Genomic DNA, 15393 nt, shown 5'->3' with positions numbered 1-15393 from the left:
GCCCGGACGCGGCGAGGGCCCGCGCGCCGGACACCCGCTCGCGGGCGGCATCGGTCCGACCGGCCTCCAACAGGGCCTCGGCGGCGTCCAACTGGACCACCAGCCCGCCCAGGGTGTGGGCCAGGACGTCGTGCAGGTCGCGGGCCAGCGCCACCCGGACCGCCTCCTCCCGGATCGCCACCTCGCGTTCGGCCAGCAGCGCCTCGCGGCGCTCCGCCAGCCGTCCCTGGCGCCGGCTGAACCCGGCCAGCGCCGCGATCACCGGCACCCCGAGCATGGTGGCCAACGCCGCCGGCTGCATCGGCTCGAACAGCGCGCCGACCCCGATCAGGGCCAGCGCTGCCAGCCCGGCGGAGTTGCCGAGGGCGATCGGCAACTCCGGATCGCCCAGCAGGACCAGCAGGCAGACCGCCGCCGGGACCAGCGAATTGCCCTGGGTGGACGGTCCCGCCAGCGCGCCGAGCAGGACCGCGCCGGCCGCCAGCACCGTGCCGGTGCGCGACGGGCGCATCCGCGCCAGGACGGTCCTGACCACCCAGCACAGCAGGGCCAGCACCGACAGCAGCAACGCCCAGCTGGGCTGGTGGCCGTACTCGCGAAACACCGTCCACCACGCCAGCAGTGCCGCCCCCACCACGGTGAGGGCGACACTGGTCGGTCCCGGACGCCGGTTCACGTCACCATCCTTGCGCAGCGACCCGTCAAACCAGCGTTGCGCGACCGGCCGGGGCCTCCGCGTCGAGCTGCTGGGCCCGGGACAGGATGACCCCCACCCGGATCATCCGGTTCGCGCCGAGCAGCAGCAGGATCACCCCGGTCGAGGTGACCAGCTGGGCGCCCAGCTGCACCGCGACGACGTCGATGCCGACCCGCACCGCGACCACCAGCAACCACAACGCCAGGCCCCACCAGCCCGTCCGGGTCTCCCAGCGGGCCCCGCTGTGATCGTTCGAAGCAGCCAGCGGACGGAATTTGGCCAGTGCACCCATCCAGGCCCCGGTCGCCGCCGACACCGCGATCTCGATGGCGAGCGCGGCCACGTCGATGCCGCCGAAGGACGCTCGGGCGCCGATCAGCGAGGCGATGCCGACCAGACCCAGGATCAGCGGCAGCCGCCACATCCGGGCCCCGTCGACGACGCGCCATGTGGTCTGCCGGTATCCCACCCACACCAGGATCAGCAGGCCGAGTCCAATACTGCCGAGAAGGTCGTAATTCATGCCTCAAGGCTGATCCGGAGGTCTCCCGGAAACGCCCTCCCGCGGGTGGAGATCAGGGTGGAGATCGCTGCCGCCGGGTGGAGCCGGTGGCGTTTGGTCATCCCGGGCCGGGGGATACCGGGCTTTCCTGCGCCTGTGCCGACTTCAGGTGGCTCGGACTGGACACCTGGGTGGTGGCGGCGTCACCGATCGCGCGATCCGTCACAGCTTTCGGGTTGTTCAGCTACTTTCGTGATATTTCCCGAAAGCAGATGTCTGACCTGAAAGCTGTGGCCGATCGCGCGATCGACCACGGGACGTCCCTGGATGGACGGGCTTGGTGGGATGACGAGGTGCGTTTGGTGATCTCCGACTACCGAAGCTCAGCCGGGCAGCAGGGCGGTCATCAGATCGTGCGCGCCGTCGGCCCGGGCCGCCTCGAAGTACAGCCGGACGCCGCCGTCGGGCAGCGGCACCGCGCTGACGTAGCGCAGCGCGCCGTCGGAGAGCGGGGAGGAAGCGATGGGGCCGTCCCCGACCGGCAGCAGCGGGGCGTCCGGGGCGCTCGCCCGGGCCATCCCGGTGTGTTCGTGCCAGTTGGACGCCGCGTCCGGGCGTCCGTCGTAGAGCAGCACCGGCGGATCCAGCGACAGCACCGTGGTGACCCGGGTGCCGCGGGCGTCCCAGCCGTCGCCGCGGGGCGCCAGCGCGATGCCGTGGTCGGTCCAGTCCAGGCCGTCGGCGCTGCTCAGGTAGCGGGTGGTCATCCGGTCCTCGGCGCCCGGCACGTCCAACGGATGGCAGCACAACCACAACCGCCACAACTCGCCGTCCCGGACGATCACCGGGTCCTTCACACCGACCAGGTCGCTGCCCGGCAGCACCACGGTGCGGCGTCCGCTCGGGAACTCCTCCGGGGTCGCGGCGTCGACCGCCTCCACCCACCAGTGCTTGGAGCCTGGGGTGGCGCAGGACAGGTACAGCCGCCAGCCGCCGTCGTCGAGCCGGGCCAGCGCCGGACGCTCGAACGACTCGGCGCCGAAGGCCTCCCGGTGGACTTCCGCGACCGTCTCGAACGAGACGCCGTCGCGGGAGCGGGCGACCACGGTGACGACGCCGCGCCCGGCGTCCAGCGGACGACGCACCCGGTAGGCCAGCCAGAAGAACCCGTCCGACCAGATCGCGGCCGGAGCCCCGGACCAGTTGCCCGGACCGGCGGCCGGCGCGGGCACCACCACCGTGCCGTCGGTGAACAGGGATCGCAGGCGGTCGCTCATCGACATGCGCTCAGCGTAGAGCGACATCGGACGTGATCGGCGGGGCCACCCGTAAACTCAGGGACAGCGCCAACTTTTGCTGGTCGAGCGCGGCGAGACCTCTCTGGCAACGGGTTTTTGACAAGGCTCATCCAATGGCGTGCCGCATTGATCAGCGCACTCTCAACGCTCGACAGGGGTAGGTGGATGTCTGACAGACCGACGATCCGGGTGAGCCGGACGACTCGTGATGAACCCCGCCGGGCCGCGCAGGATCGGCACCAGGCGGTCGCCGAGACGGTACGGCGGCTGCGTCAGGACGAGATGGGGCGCGATCTGGACCGGCCGCTGACCGACGAGGAAGTCGCTTGGCTCGATGCCGATACCGAGTGACGTGATCGTCCCCGACCTGCTGCGACGACGGCTGGACGGCCCGGGCCCGGCTGCGATCGGCGTTCTGGGCACCCTGCTGATCGGGTGGGGGAGTTGCCACCCGGAGTTCGCCCACGGTCCGGACGGCTGGCCGTCCCCGCTCGTGAACGCGATCGGGCTGGCGTTGCCGCTGCCGGCCAACCGGTTCGCGATCGTGGCCGGGGTGCTGCTGCTGGTCGCCGCCTGGTGGCTGCTGCGGCCCGCCGACCGGGACGATGGTCCGGCGTCCGGTGCACCGCGGACGTCCCCGCGACGACGCACCCTGGTCGCGATGGCGCTGTGGAGCCTTCCGCTGCTGCTGGTGCCCCCGGTGCTGTCGGCCGACGCCGTGCTCTACGCCGACCTGGGCTGGATCGTGAACCAAGGGCAGAATCCGTACCTGGTCGGCCTGACCGGGGCCGGCGGACCGTATGCGCCGCACGTCGATCCGCTCTGGGCCGGCAGCGGGGTGGCCTATCCGCCGCTGGCGTTGCTGACCGATGCGCTGGTGGTGAAGGTCGCCGGCTTCGCCAGCTACGGCGGCATCGTCGCGATGCGGCTGCCGGCGCTGGCGGCCCTCGCGGTGATCGCCTGGGTGCTGCCCCGGCTGGCCCGCGACCTGGGGGTGGACGCCGACCGCGCGCTGTGGTGGGGGCTGGCGAATCCCCTGGTCATGCTGCATTTCGTCGGCGGTGCCCACAACGACGCCTTGATGGTGGCGGTGGCACTGGTCGGCGTCTGGCTGGCGGTGCGGCGTCCGGGATGGCTGTGGAGTCTGCTGATCGCGCCGGCGGTGATCGGAGTGGCGATGGCGTTCAAGCAGCAGGCCGGGCTGGCCGCGCTGGCCTGCGCCGGGCTGCCGGTGGCCGCCCAGCTGGCCCGATCGAGCCTGCCTGCCCGGTTGTGGCTGCTGGGCCGCCGCAGTGCCGTCGCGGTCCTGGTCGCCGGAGTGGTGTTCGCCGGCGTCACCATGGCGTCCGGGCTCGGGTTCGGCTGGACGAGGTGGCTGTCGCTGATGGGCAAGGCCGGCACCGCGGCACCGTTCTCGCTGCTCTCCCAGGCCGGGGAGCTGCTGATCGGCGCCACCGGCGGCGATCCGTCGTGGTGGCTGGCGGCGGTCGGGACGGTGTCCACCCTGACCCTGCTGGGCGTGCTGGGCTGGGTGCTGGTGCGATTCGCGGACCGTCCGCTCGCCGCGGTGGCCTGGGGGTCGCTCGCGGTCAGTGTCCTCGGACAGTCGATGCACCCCTGGTACATCCCGTGGTCGGTGGGGCTGCTGGCTCTGCTGCCGTTGACCCGGCGGCAGTTCGGCTGGGCGACCGGCTTCGTGGTCGCCTTCGCAGTCTGGAACGCCGTCCAGACCGTGGTGTGGCACTCGGTACCCTGACCCGCCCCGGCAGCGGCCGTTGGGCAGGCCTGGCTAGGATTCGGTCGCACCGTTCGTCCCGAACCCGAAGGTTGTTCATGCCCGCATCCACCTGGCGCCTGCCCGGCGTCTGGATCGGGTTCGTCGGATCGGTGCTGGTCGGCGTCGGCGGCTGCAGCAACGACTACTCGTTCAACCCGCTGGGCTGGGGGGTCGGTCCGATCGCCGCTCTGGCCGCCGCCATCGACCGGCCCACCGGGAACCTGCTGGTGGCGTCCGGCTGCATCCTGCTGTCGGTCGGCTGGCTGCTGCTGGTGCCCCGCGCCGGACGCCTCGCGCCGCCCCTGCTGTGGCTGCTCTGGGCGGCGCCGCTGCTGATCGTCCCGCCGGTGATGAGCGGCGACCCGTTCCTGTACGCCGACCTGGGCTGGATCATGGCGCACGGCGGCAACCCTTATCTGGACGTGCTGGGCAGCTACGGCGGTCCGTTCGACCCGTTCGTCGACCGGTTCTGGTCGGGCAACGGCGTCGCCTACCCGCCGCTGGCACTGGAGATCAACCGGCTGATGGTGCAGCTGGCCGGGATGCACCCGTACTGGGGGGTGGTCGCGCAGCGGCTGCCGGCCCTGGTCGGGGTGGCGCTGGTCGCCACCTTCCTGCCCCGCCTCGCCGACCGGGTGGGTGCCGACCGGAACTGGGCGGTCTGGCTCGGCGTGCTCAACCCGATCGCCGTCGTCCACCTGATCGGCGGCGCGCACAACGACACCCTGATGGCGGGCGTGGTGGTGTTCGCGCTCTGGCTCAGCATCCAGACCGTGCCGCGGATTTCGGCCGGCCTGGTGCTGGCGCCGGTGGTGATCGGGCTGGCGATGGCGCTCAAGCAGCAGGCCGGGTTGGCCGTGATCGCCGCCGCCGGCCTGCCGGTCGCCGCGCAGCTGGTGCGGCTGCCGTGGCTGCAGCGGGTGGTCGCCCTGGGCTGGCGGACGGCGGTCGCCACCGTGGTCGCCCTGGCCACCTTCGTCGCGGTGTCGCTGGCCAGCGGGCTCGGCTTCGGCTGGACGCAGTGGCTGTCGCAGATGGGACGGGCCCGCACCATGACGCTGTCGGTGGCGATCGGGGACGCCTTCCTCTGGACCGGACGCGACCTGACCAGCCTCGCCAACACCGTCATCGCCGCCCTGGCGGTGCTCGGGGTGGCGGCACTGTTGCTGCTGCGTCCGGAACGTCCGCTGCTGGTCACCGCGTGGGGTTCGCTGCTGGTGTTGTTCATCGGCCAGGCCCTGCACCCCTGGTACGTCGGGCTGAGCCTGGCGCTGCTCGGGTTGCTGCCGCTGCGCCGGGCCGCCACCCGCTGGGTGGTGTTCGTCACCATCGGCTACCTGCTCGCCTACAGCTTCACCAACCTGTACAACGTGCCGGTGCTGCCGTCGCTGGCCGGCGGGCTGGTCGTCGGCTGCCTCTGCTACGCGGTCTGGACGGTCTCCCGGCGCACCGTCGCGGCCGGTGAACCCGTGACTAGGCTGGGCTGATGCGCATCGCCATCGCCGGAGCATCCGGGCTGCTCGGGCGGGCCACCGCCGCTCACCTGCGGGCCACCGGCCACCAGGTGCTGGCCCTGGTCCGCCGCGAGGCGTCCGGCCCCGACGAGCGGCGCTGGGACCCCGATTCCGGACGGATCGCCGCCCCCGGCCTGGCCGACGTGGACGCGGTGGTCAACTTCTCCGGCGCCGGCATCGCCGACGCCCGCTGGAGCGTGGAGCGCAAGGCCGAACTGCGCAGCTCGCGGCTGAACAGCACCACCACCCTGGCCGCCGCCCTGGAGCTCGGCGGCCGCTGCGGCCGGCTGCTCAACGGCTCGGCGATCGGCTTCTACGGCGACACCGGCGAGACCGTGGTCGACGAGCGGACGCCGCAGGGCTCCGGCTTCCTGGCTCAGCTGGTCGCCGACTGGGAGCGGGCCGCGCACGCCGCCCCGGTGCCCACCGCCTACCTGCGCACCGGGCACGTGCTGACCCGCGAGGGCGGCTTCCTGGGCAAGCAGCGGCTGCCGTTCCGGCTCGGCCTGGGCGGGCGGCTGGGTTCCGGGCGGCAGTTCCTGCCCTGGATCCACGTCGACGACTACACCCGCGCGGTCGCCCACCTGCTCACCTCGACGCTGACCGGGCCGGTCAACCTGTGTGGCCCGAACCCGGTCACCAACGCCCAGTTCACCGCAGCCTTCGCCCAGTCGCTGAACCGTCCGGCGCTGATCCCGCTGCCGCTGCCGGCGCTGCGGCTGCTGTTCGGCTCCGAGATGGTGGACGAGGCGCTGCTCAGCGGCACCCGGGTGCAGCCGCGCCGGCTGCTCGACGACGGCTTCACCTTCGATCACCCGCGCCTGGACGAGGCGCTGGCGTCCGTCGCCGGCTGAGCAACCGCAGGCCATCGTTGGTCGAGCTTGTCGAGACCTCTCGGGCTCGATCGTTGGTCGGGCTTGTCGGGACCTCTCAACCAGCGGGTTTCGACGAGCTCAACCAGCGGGGGTGTCCGGACCCGCTGGACGCGGCACGGGGGTCCGGTGCCCCGGCATAGACTGACCATCCCGCGCGAAGGAGTGTTGCCTCGATGTCCTCGTCCGATCTGACCCCGGCCGGCGTACCCGCGCCGTTCGCGACGCTCGGTCTCACCTTCGACGACGTGTTGCTGCAGCCCAATGCCAGCGACGTGATCCCGTCCCAGGCCGACACCTCCACGCTGGTGTCGAAACGGATCCGGCTCAACATCCCGCTGCTCAGCGCCGCGATGGACACCGTCACCGAGGCCCGGATGGCGATCGCGATGGCCCGCGAGGGCGGCATGGGCATCCTGCACCGCAACATGCCCGCCGACGAGCAGGCGTCCCAGGTCGACCGGGTGAAGCGCTCCGAGGCCGGCATGGTCGAGCAGCCGATCACCATCACCGCCGACCGCACCATCGGCGAAGCCGACGAGCTGTGCGGCAAATTCCGCATCTCCGGCGTCCCGGTGGTGGACGACAACATGAAGCTGCTCGGCATCGTCACCAACCGCGACATGCGCTTCGAGGACGACCCGAGCCGCCGGGTCTCCGACGTGATGACCCCGATGCCGCTGGTCACCGGCTGGCCCGGGATCACCAGCGAGGAGGCGCTGCGGCTGCTGGCCCGGCACAAGATCGAGAAGCTGCCGCTGGTCGACACCGACGGCACCCTGCGCGGCCTGATCACGCTGAAGGACTACGTGAAGTCCGACAAGTACCCGCTGGCCTGCAAGGACGAGCAGGGCCGGCTCCGGGTCGGTGCCGCGGTCGGCTTCTTCGGTGACTCCTGGCAGCGCGCGATGCAGCTGGTCGAAGCCGGAGTGGACGCCATCATCGTCGACACCGCCCACGGGCACTCGTCCGGCGTGCTGGAGATGATCGCCCGGCTGAAGGCCGAACCGGCCGCGGCCGCGGTGGACGTCATCGGCGGCAACGTCGCCACCTACGCCGGCGCGTCCGCGCTGGTGGATGCCGGCGCCGACGGCGTCAAGGTCGGGGTCGGACCGGGTTCGATCTGCACCACCCGGGTGGTCGCCGGGGTCGGCGTCCCGCAGGTCACCGCGATCCACGACGTGGCCCGGGCCTGCCGTCCGGCCGGCGTCCCGGTGATCGGCGACGGCGGGCTGCAGTACTCCGGCGACATCGCCAAAGCGCTGGTCGCCGGCGCCGACACGGTGATGCTGGGCTCGCTGCTGGCCGGCTGCGAGGAGAGCCCCGGCGAGCTGGTGTTCATCAACGGCAAGCAGTTCAAGTCCTACCGAGGGATGGGTTCCCTGGGTGCGATGGCGGCCCGCGGACGCCGGGCGTCCTACTCCAAGGACCGCTACTTCCAAGGCGACGTGACCTCCGACGACAAGCTGATCCCGGAGGGCATCGAGGGCCAGGTCGCCTATCGCGGCCCGCTGGCGGCCGTCGCCTACCAGCTGGTCGGCGGGTTGCGGCAGTCGATGTTCTACACCGGCGCCGCCACCATCGACCAGCTGCACGAACGCGGCCGGTTCGTCCGGATCACCTCGGCCGGGCTGCGCGAGTCGCACCCGCACGACATCCAGATGACCATCGAAGCGCCCAACTACGCGGCCCCCAACTGACCCATCGACTGGCTAAGGAGCCTCCATGATCGAGATCGGGCGATCCAAGCGTGCCCAACCGGTGTATTCGTTCGACGACATCGCGATCGTCCCGACCCGGCGCACCCGGCACATCGAGGACGTCCGGCTGAACTGGTCGATCGACGCCCTCACCTTCGAATTCCCGATCGTCGCGGCCCCGCAGGACTCGGTGATGTCGCCGGCCACCGCCGCCGCGTTCGGACGCCTCGGCGGCCTGGGCGTGCTCAACCTGGAGGGGCTGTGGACCCGGTACGAGGATCCGGAGCCGCTGCTGGAGGAGCTGGCCTCGATCGAGGACCAGGTCACCGCCACCCGCCGGATGCAGGAGATCTACACCGCGCCGATCCAGGGTGAGCTGATCACCCAGCGGCTGAACGAGATCCGTGAGGCGGGGGTTCCGGTGGCCGGTTCGCTCTCTCCGGAGAACTGCAAGGCGTTCGCGTCCGTGGTCGAGTCGGCCGGGGTGGACTTCTTCGTGATCCGCGGCACCACCGTGTCGGCCGAGCACGTCAGCCACAGCGTCGAGCCGCTCAACCTCAAGGAGTTCATCTACGCCCTGGACGTGCCGGTGATCGTCGGCGGCTGCGCCACTTACCAGGCGGCTCTGCACCTGATGCGGACCGGCGCGGCCGGCGTCCTGGTCGGGTTCGGTGGTGGCGCCACCAAGCGCACCCGCAACGTGCTCGGTGTCGAGGTGCCGATGGCGTCCGCGCTAGCTGACGTCGCCGAGGCGCGTCGCGACTACATGGACGAGTCCGGTGGACGCTACGTGCACGTCATCGCCGACGGCGCCCTGGGCCGTTCCGGCGACATCGCCAAGGCGATCGCCTGTGGCGCGGACGCCGTGATGGTCGGCTCCCCGCTGGCCCGGGCGTCCGAGGCTCCGGGGCACGGCTATCACTGGGGACCGGAGGCCTGGCATCCCAGCCTGCCGCGCGGTGAGCGGGTCCGGTTCGGCGCCATCGGCAGCCTGGAGCAGATCCTGCACGGCCCCTCGCACACCCCGGACGGCACCATGAACCTGGTCGGCGCGCTGCGCCGGGCCCTGGCCACCTGCGGCTACACCGAGGTCAAGGAGTTCCAGCGGGTCGAGATCGTCGTCCACCGCTGATCGGACGGAAGCGATCGGGCGGGTTCGCAGCCGATCCTCGAAGGTGGGTGTGTGCCGACCCGGCCCCGTCCTGTTCTGACAGGCTATTTGAGGTTCTGACAAGCACTTTCGCTTCCCGGCGTGGGTGATCTGCCGCGGCTGGCGTGCGCAATCTGCCGCACTTGGACGTCCGCTCGATGGCGATGCCGGACGACGCACCAGCGACTACTGAGCGACACTGACCCCGTGCTCGGACGCGGACTTCGCCAGGGTGGTGTCGAAGGTGGCCAGGGTGGCGCCGGTCTCCATCGCAGCGGCCAACACGCAGCAGTCGGGCAGCTTCAGCGACGTGCTCGCCCGCAGTTTGGCCAGCGCGAGTGGCTGCTCGACGGCAACCGGTAGTTGCTGTACCCCCATGATGGCGATCTGCTCGCGATAGAGGTCGGCGCGACCGTCGCGGGCGGGGTGGGTGAGCACCTCGGCAAGGGTGATCGGATGAATCGCCAGCTCCTCTTCGGTGTCCAGAAGTTCGAGTGCCCGCGCACTGTGGGTGTCACGAATCGCGAAGTGTGCGATCAGCACATTGGCGTCGAGCACGATCATTCCGGCCAGTCCTTTCGGAGTTCCTCCAGGTAGCCGGGCGGATAGTCGATCGTGCCGCGGGTCTCCTCGAGCACTTTGCGGCGGGCCGCGCGGCGTTCGGCGCATGCGGTCTCGACGGACTGGGCTCCGGCAGTCATCAGCCGGGTGATCAGTTCGGAGCGCGGGACGCCCGGCCACTCCCTGGCGGCGATCTCCAGGGCACGGGCGACCGGTGGTGTCTGAGTGACCTGAATTCGAGTCAGTGTGGTCGGCATGTGGCTAAGTGTACCACTATGAAAGAAGGTGGTACATGGGACGTGGCAAGGCTGCAGCGCTACGGCGTCCGGCGCCGCGTCGCTACGATGCGGTCATGATCGCGTCCCCACTCCACTCATCGGGTTACCCGTCGGATCGGCCTCGATCGGTTGACGTGCTGATCAATCCGTCGTCCCGCTGGTTGAGCTTGCCGAAACCCATTGCCAGCGGGGTCGCGACAAGCTCGACCAACGAGAACCGGCGCTTCCTGGAGAGGGTCTCGTGACGCATCCCGAACTGGTCCGGCTGCGGGGCAGCATCGACAATCTGGATTCGGCCCTGATCTACCTGCTGGCCGAACGGTTCAAGGTCACCCAGCAGGTGGGCGAGTTGAAGGCCACCGTCGGCCTGCCGCCCGCCGATCCGGACCGGGAGGCGCAGCAGATCGCGCGGCTGCGGCAACTGGCCAAGGACGCCAACCTCGACCCGGAGTTCGCCGAGAAGTTCCTCAACTTCATCGTGTCGGAGGTCGTCCGGCACCACCAGCGGATCGCCCGGGAGGCCGGCTGACCGGCATCCGTCCCGCCACCCGGTCCGACTGGGCGGTGTTGGACCTGATCGAGGCTGCCGCGGACGCGCTGTTCGACGGCATCCTGACCTTGCCGCCGGCGCCGGAGGCGCGCAGCGCTGAACTCGGCGCCCGCGGGTTCACCCTGGTCGCCGTCGACGCCGACGACCGTCCGGTCGGCTTCGCCCAGGTGCTGGAGCTGGACGCCCGCTTCCATCTCGAGCAGCTCAGCGTCCACCCGGACGCGCAGCGTCGTGGCGTCGGTGCTGCGCTGCTCGCCGCGGTCGAGGACGGCGTCCGGGCCCGGGGCGGGTCGGTGGTGACCCTGCGGACCTTCGCCGACGTGCCCTGGAACGCGCCGTTCTACCGGCGGCACGGCTACGCCGATGCCGAGCTGCCGGTGGCGATGTCGGCGCTGCTGGACGCCGAGGAGCGGCTCGGACTGTTGGACGCCGGTGCCCGGGTGACGCTGGCCAAGCAGGTCGCCGCGCACGTTGCGCCGAGGCCCGCGGTGAGCGTGCTGCCGCTGCGCGACGGACGCCGTGGCCTGGAGGTGTTCGTGCAGTACCGGGCCGGCACGATGGACTTCGCCGAAGGTGCGGTGGTGTTTCCCGGCGGCCGGGTGCTGCCGGCCGAACAGCCGGTCCAGGTGCCCGACGACCATGCGGCGGCCTGGGCGGCGACCGCGTTGCCCGCGCCCGAGGTGCTGGCGGCGGCAGCGATCCGCGAGGTGGCCGAGGAGTGCGGCGTGCTGATCGAAGCCGACGAGCTGGTGCCCTGGGACGACTGGGTCACCCCGCCCGGCGGCCGGCGCCGCTTCGATGTGGCCTTCTTCCTCACCGCGGCCCACGCCGGTCAGGACTGGCGCAACACCACCACCGAGGCGGTGCGCACCGCCTGGCGTCCCCCGGCGGAGTTGCTGCGCGAGGCCGAGCGGGGACTGCTGCGGCTGCTGCCGCCGACCCGGACGCTGCTCAGCGAACTCGCGGTCCTGCCGGACGTCTCGGCGGCGCTCGCCGCCCGGCCGCGGATCGTCCCGGTGCTGCACGATCGAGGGAAGCCCCGGCTGGGCGCTGATTAGGGACTGATCAGTGCGGCGTCTCGCTGGTTGAGCTTGTCGAAACCCCTTGTCGGAGCGCTCACGTTCAGGTCTCGACAAACTCGACCAGCGAGCAGCACTTCCTAAGCCTCGATCCACCGATGGGCGCCGTAGCGAGCGGCACCAGATGGGTGCAATGGCAAGACGGGAACGCGAAGGCGTACCGGGTCGTACGGTGAGCGGGGCCGGCGAAGCCAGTGCGCCCATCTGGGGTCGCGCAGTAGGCGCAGATCGGTGGATCGAGGCTTAGGGCCTGGCTAGCGCACCTGGGAGTCGGGCGGGCTGTAGGTGTTGCACTGGGCGATCTGCGGACCGCCGTTCAGCCCGGTCTCGAACCAGCGCTGCCGGGTGGTGCCCAGGCCGTGCCCGGAGTCGATGTTCGGCTTCCCGGAGAGGATGTCGTCGCCCAGGTTGTAGGCGATGGTGCGCAGGCCGTCCAGATCGCCGGAACTCAGCCCCTGCGACGGCGCCACGGTGTGGATCCACATGCCGGCGAAGCAGTCCGCCTGCACTTCCAGCCGGCGGGAGAAGACGTTCGCCTCGGCCTTGGACTGCACCTTCTGCTCCCAGGCGTTGCTGGAGATGGAGATGCCGGTGCGGGCCTGGATGGCGTGGCCGAACTCGTGGCCGAGGATCATCTCCATCAGGAATTTCTGGCCCTGCAGATCCTTCGGGAAGATCTTCGGCAGCGGCTTGGCGTAGTAGATCCGCTGGTCGCCGCCGCAGTAGGAGGCGTTGACGCTGTCCAGCTTGCCGCACTTGGTCTGGATCGGCTGGCTGTACACCGTGGCCGGCGGACGCGGCAGCACGTAGCCGGCGGCCTCGACCGGGCCGTGCCAGACCTTCATCAGGCAGGCGGTCAGTTTCTGCAGGTGATCGTTGAGCTCGGCCTCGGTGGCGTTCAGGGCGTCCACCGGCTGCATGTCGTTGCAGTCGGTCGGGATGGTGATCGACTGTTGGTACAGCGGGTTGTTCCTCAACCACGCGCTGGCCTCGTCGTAGGTCTTCGGCACCGGAAGCTCGGGCGGATTCATGTCCGGCGGCGGCGGGGTGTAGGTCTCCACCGGACGGGGTGCGACGCCGGGGGAGCCGCTGATCACATTGGCCACCACGACCCCGACCAGCAGCACGCCGCAGACGGCGACCAGCAGGATCAGCACGCGGCCCAGCGGGTTGCCGCGTCGTGGCGGCGGAGCCGGCGGACGGAAACCGCCCGGCTGCTGCGGGTAACGCGGCGGATAGCCGGGCTGCTGCGGGAAGCCGGGTTGTTGCTGCTGACCAGGCTGCTGGAAGCCAGGCTGCGGGAACCCGCCGTGCTGTTGGTAGCCGCCGGGTTGCTGGAATCCGGGCTGCTGGAAACCCCCCGGCTGCGGCCAGGCGGGCTGCCCGAAACCGGGCTGGGGACGATTCCGACCGGGCTGCGGTTGCGGCGCCGGCCAGCCCTGCGGCTGCCCCCACTGCTGTGGGTAGGGCTGCTGGCGCGGAGGAAACGGCTGCGTCACCCGCAACACTGTAACGGTCGGGGTGTCGGGCGCCACCTCCCAGACAACTGGGAATTCGTCGCCGGGGAGGAGGCGGCCGGACCACGATGCGGTAGCTTTTCGTGACGCGCACCGCGCTCCGCCGTCGCCCGACTCCGAAGGACCGAACGTGTCGAGATCGCCCATCACTCCCTTCGCCCGGCTGTTCGCCGGCCTGCTCGTCCTGGTCACCGTCCTGCTCGGGCCGGCCGTGCCGCGGGCGTTCGCCGCCGAGCTGGTCTCCAGCTACGCCGTGGAGGGCTCGATCGCGGCCGACGGCACGCTCACCGTGCAGGCGACGATCAGCTTCGACGGCGACGCCCCGGCCAGCCTGGTGCAGCGTTTCGCCACCTCGCGTCCGATTCTCGGCGATCGCGAATACGTCTACCGGCTCAGCGACATCAAGGCCACCGTCGCCGGCCAGCCGATCAACGCCACGGTGGTCGACGACAACGGGTACACCGTGGTCACCATGCCCACCCAGGGCGTCACCGCACCGGTGGTGCTGTCCTACGTGGTGCACGGGGCCGCCACCGCCGAACAGTCCGGCGAGACCACGGTCGCCTGGCGGCTGCTGCAGGGCCTCAGCCTGCCGGTACGGGAATTCACCGCCACCCTGACCACGCCGGTGGTGATCCAGTCGCTGCAGTGCGAGGCGGGGCCGCCGGCCTCGCCGGGCGTCTGCGGCTTCTGGGGCGGTGGCACCCACGATCACCCCAACCCGACCTTCAACGACGGTCCGCGCGGCGCCGGTGAGGTGGTCGAGGCGATCGTTCGCTTCCCGGTGGGCACCGTCACCGCGAACGAGCAGATCCGCCAGCTGTGGACCCTGGGCCGGGCCTTCTCCGCCGAGCCGCTCCCGCTCAGCCTGGCGCTCGGCCTGCTGGTGCTGGGCGGCCTCGGATTCTGGGCGCTGCACCGCCGGATCGGCCGGGACGCCGTGGGCACCGGCGACCCGACCCTGGTCGCCGAATTCCATCCCGTCGGCGACGGGGAGTCCGAGTTCCGGGTGCGCGACGGCGTCCGGCCCGGTCAGGTGGGCACCCTGGTCGACGAGCGGGTCGATCCGGTGGACGTCACCGCGACGCTGCTCGACCTGGCTGTTCGCGGGCACCTCCGGGTCGAAGAGCTGCCCAGGTCGTCGACCTACGCCGAGGGCGAATGGACGTTCACCCGGCGCAGCGGCGGTGACGAACTGCGTCCCTACGAGCGCACCCTGCTGGACGCGGTGGCGCCCGAGGGTGGCCGGCCGCTGGCCGTGTCGGAACTGCCGGCCGCGATCGGCACGGTGATCGGCACCGTCCAGGATCAGCTCTACGACGACGTGGTGGCGCTGGGCTGGTTCGCGCGGCGTCCCGACCAGACCCGCAACACCTGGTTCCGGGCCGGATTCGGGCTGCTGGTGGCGGCGGTGCTGGCCACCATCGTGCTGGTCGCGTTCACCAGCTTCGGGCTGGTCGGGCTGGCCCTGATCGCGGTCGCGCTGCTGGTCGCCTTCCTCGGCCAGGAGATGCCGGCCCGCACCGCCAGGGGCGTCTCGCTGCTGAACGGTCTGGGCCTGCTGCGGGCCCAGTTGCTGGGCCACCCCACCGATCAGATGCCGAAGGGCCGGGAACTGCACGAGCTGTCCGAGGTGCTGCCCTACGCGGTGGTGCTCGGTGGCTACGAACGCTGGCTGAAGGCGCTGGTGGACGCCGACGACGACCCGGACGCCGACTCGCAGGACCTGGACTGGTACCACGCGCCCGAGGACTGGCATCTCTCCGATCTGCCCGCCTCGCTGAACCGGCTGGTCACCACCATCCAGGGCAAGCTGTTCGCCCGCTGACCCCCCACCGAACGCTCGCCTAACTATTTTGCGCTCGCTGAATTCAGCGAGCGCAAAATAGTTAGGCGAG

Annotated in this window: 15 protein-coding genes; 9 read left to right on the top strand and 6 right to left on the bottom strand. The window is 71.0% G+C overall.

The window, feature by feature from the left end; all coding sequences use genetic code 11:
* The 3 genes from QM582_RS03935 to QM582_RS03925 form a co-directional block, all read right to left on the bottom strand.
* Positions 1 to 676: histidine kinase (locus tag QM582_RS03935; RefSeq protein WP_415081944.1), on the bottom strand; the 676-nt coding region annotated here is incomplete at its 3' end.
* Positions 677 to 701: 25 nt separating this feature from the next.
* Positions 702 to 1220: a hypothetical protein gene (locus tag QM582_RS03930; protein ID WP_415081942.1), complete on the bottom strand. Its 519-nt coding sequence runs from the start codon at positions 1218 to 1220 to the stop codon at positions 702 to 704.
* Positions 1221 to 1582: 362 nt separating this feature from the next.
* Complete coding sequence (locus QM582_RS03925; protein ID WP_415081940.1) at positions 1583 to 2482, bottom strand: hypothetical protein; 900 nt, start codon at positions 2480 to 2482, stop codon at positions 1583 to 1585.
* A gap of 180 nt (positions 2483 to 2662) precedes the next feature.
* On the opposite strand from QM582_RS03925, the gene QM582_RS03920 reads away from it, so the two are divergent.
* The 6 genes from QM582_RS03920 to QM582_RS03895 all read left to right on the top strand — a co-directional run bounded on the left by QM582_RS03920 (position 2663) and on the right by QM582_RS03895 (position 9492).
* A complete protein-coding gene (locus QM582_RS03920; RefSeq protein ID WP_415081939.1) occupies positions 2663 to 2848 on the top strand; it encodes a hypothetical protein in 186 nt (61 codons plus the stop codon).
* Positions 2832 to 4253, top strand: coding sequence for a polyprenol phosphomannose-dependent alpha 1,6 mannosyltransferase MptB (mptB, locus tag QM582_RS03915; protein ID WP_415081937.1), 1422 nt, complete (start codon positions 2832 to 2834; stop codon positions 4251 to 4253). The genes QM582_RS03920 and mptB (QM582_RS03915) overlap by 17 nt, the downstream gene beginning before the upstream one ends.
* Positions 4254 to 4330: 77 nt before the next feature.
* Positions 4331 to 5761, top strand: a complete 1431-nt coding sequence (mptB, locus tag QM582_RS03910; protein WP_415081936.1) for a polyprenol phosphomannose-dependent alpha 1,6 mannosyltransferase MptB — start codon at positions 4331 to 4333, stop codon at positions 5759 to 5761.
* Positions 5761 to 6642, top strand: coding sequence for a TIGR01777 family oxidoreductase (locus QM582_RS03905; RefSeq protein WP_415081935.1), 882 nt, complete (start codon positions 5761 to 5763; stop codon positions 6640 to 6642). The genes mptB (QM582_RS03910) and QM582_RS03905 overlap by 1 nt, the downstream gene beginning before the upstream one ends.
* A 194-nt stretch (positions 6643 to 6836) precedes the next feature.
* Positions 6837 to 8360, top strand: coding sequence for an IMP dehydrogenase (gene guaB, locus QM582_RS03900; protein WP_415081933.1), 1524 nt, complete (start codon positions 6837 to 6839; stop codon positions 8358 to 8360).
* A gap of 25 nt (positions 8361 to 8385) precedes the next feature.
* Positions 8386 to 9492, top strand: a complete 1107-nt coding sequence (locus QM582_RS03895) for a GuaB3 family IMP dehydrogenase-related protein (protein WP_415081931.1) — start codon at positions 8386 to 8388, stop codon at positions 9490 to 9492.
* A gap of 204 nt (positions 9493 to 9696) precedes the next feature.
* Here the strand turns inward: QM582_RS03895 and QM582_RS03890 are convergent, their stop codons facing one another.
* Both QM582_RS03890 and QM582_RS03885 read right to left on the bottom strand, forming a co-directional pair.
* Positions 9697 to 10074 (bottom strand): type II toxin-antitoxin system VapC family toxin, encoded by a 378-nt coding sequence (locus QM582_RS03890; protein ID WP_415081929.1) that lies wholly within the window; start codon positions 10072 to 10074, stop codon positions 9697 to 9699.
* Positions 10071 to 10328, bottom strand: a complete 258-nt coding sequence (locus QM582_RS03885) for a hypothetical protein (RefSeq protein ID WP_415081927.1) — start codon at positions 10326 to 10328, stop codon at positions 10071 to 10073. The genes QM582_RS03890 and QM582_RS03885 overlap by 4 nt, the downstream gene beginning before the upstream one ends.
* Positions 10329 to 10590: 262 nt before the next feature.
* Between QM582_RS03885 and QM582_RS03880 the strand changes: the two genes are divergently transcribed.
* The gene (locus QM582_RS03880) at positions 10591 to 10878 is read left to right on the top strand and encodes a chorismate mutase (protein ID WP_415081926.1); all 288 of its coding nucleotides are present in this window, start codon (positions 10591 to 10593) and stop codon (positions 10876 to 10878) included.
* 35 nt (positions 10879 to 10913) lie between these two features.
* The gene (locus tag QM582_RS03875; RefSeq protein WP_415081925.1) at positions 10914 to 11957 is read left to right on the top strand and encodes a GNAT family N-acetyltransferase; all 1044 of its coding nucleotides are present in this window, start codon (positions 10914 to 10916) and stop codon (positions 11955 to 11957) included.
* Between the two features lie 275 nt (positions 11958 to 12232).
* Here the strand turns inward: QM582_RS03875 and QM582_RS03870 are convergent, their stop codons facing one another.
* Positions 12233 to 13477, bottom strand: a complete 1245-nt coding sequence (locus QM582_RS03870) for a neutral zinc metallopeptidase (RefSeq protein WP_415081923.1) — start codon at positions 13475 to 13477, stop codon at positions 12233 to 12235.
* Positions 13478 to 13625: 148 nt separating this feature from the next.
* Between QM582_RS03870 and QM582_RS03865 the strand changes: the two genes are divergently transcribed.
* On the top strand, positions 13626 to 15323 hold the full coding sequence (locus tag QM582_RS03865; protein WP_415081921.1) for a DUF2207 domain-containing protein: 1698 nt from the start codon (positions 13626 to 13628) through the stop codon (positions 15321 to 15323).
* Positions 15324 to 15393 lie beyond the last annotated feature (70 nt).

This window comes from Micropruina sp. (assembly GCF_047607385.1).
In the GTDB taxonomy this organism is placed as follows: Bacteria; Actinomycetota; Actinomycetes; order Propionibacteriales; family Propionibacteriaceae; genus Micropruina.
The sequence above is the reverse complement of the archived record's forward strand: the minus strand, read 5'-3'. Positions and strand labels throughout refer to the sequence as shown.

Excerpts from the sequence above, each read along its gene's own strand:
- QM582_RS03930 (WP_415081942.1), bottom strand. The coding sequence starts at position 1,220 with ATGAATTACGACCTTCTCGGCAGTATTGGACTCGGCCTGCTGATCCTG.
- QM582_RS03925 (WP_415081940.1), bottom strand. The coding sequence starts at position 2,482 with ATGTCGATGAGCGACCGCCTGCGATCCCTGTTCACCGACGGCACGGTG.
- QM582_RS03920 (WP_415081939.1), top strand. The coding sequence starts at position 2,663 with ATGTCTGACAGACCGACGATCCGGGTGAGCCGGACGACTCGTGATGAA.
- mptB (WP_415081937.1), top strand. The coding sequence starts at position 2,832 with ATGCCGATACCGAGTGACGTGATCGTCCCCGACCTGCTGCGACGACGG.
- mptB (WP_415081936.1), top strand. The coding sequence starts at position 4,331 with ATGCCCGCATCCACCTGGCGCCTGCCCGGCGTCTGGATCGGGTTCGTC.
- QM582_RS03905 (WP_415081935.1), top strand. The coding sequence starts at position 5,761 with ATGCGCATCGCCATCGCCGGAGCATCCGGGCTGCTCGGGCGGGCCACC.
- guaB (WP_415081933.1), top strand. The coding sequence starts at position 6,837 with ATGTCCTCGTCCGATCTGACCCCGGCCGGCGTACCCGCGCCGTTCGCG.
- QM582_RS03895 (WP_415081931.1), top strand. The coding sequence starts at position 8,386 with ATGATCGAGATCGGGCGATCCAAGCGTGCCCAACCGGTGTATTCGTTC.
- QM582_RS03890 (WP_415081929.1), bottom strand. The coding sequence starts at position 10,074 with ATGATCGTGCTCGACGCCAATGTGCTGATCGCACACTTCGCGATTCGT.
- QM582_RS03885 (WP_415081927.1), bottom strand. The coding sequence starts at position 10,328 with ATGCCGACCACACTGACTCGAATTCAGGTCACTCAGACACCACCGGTC.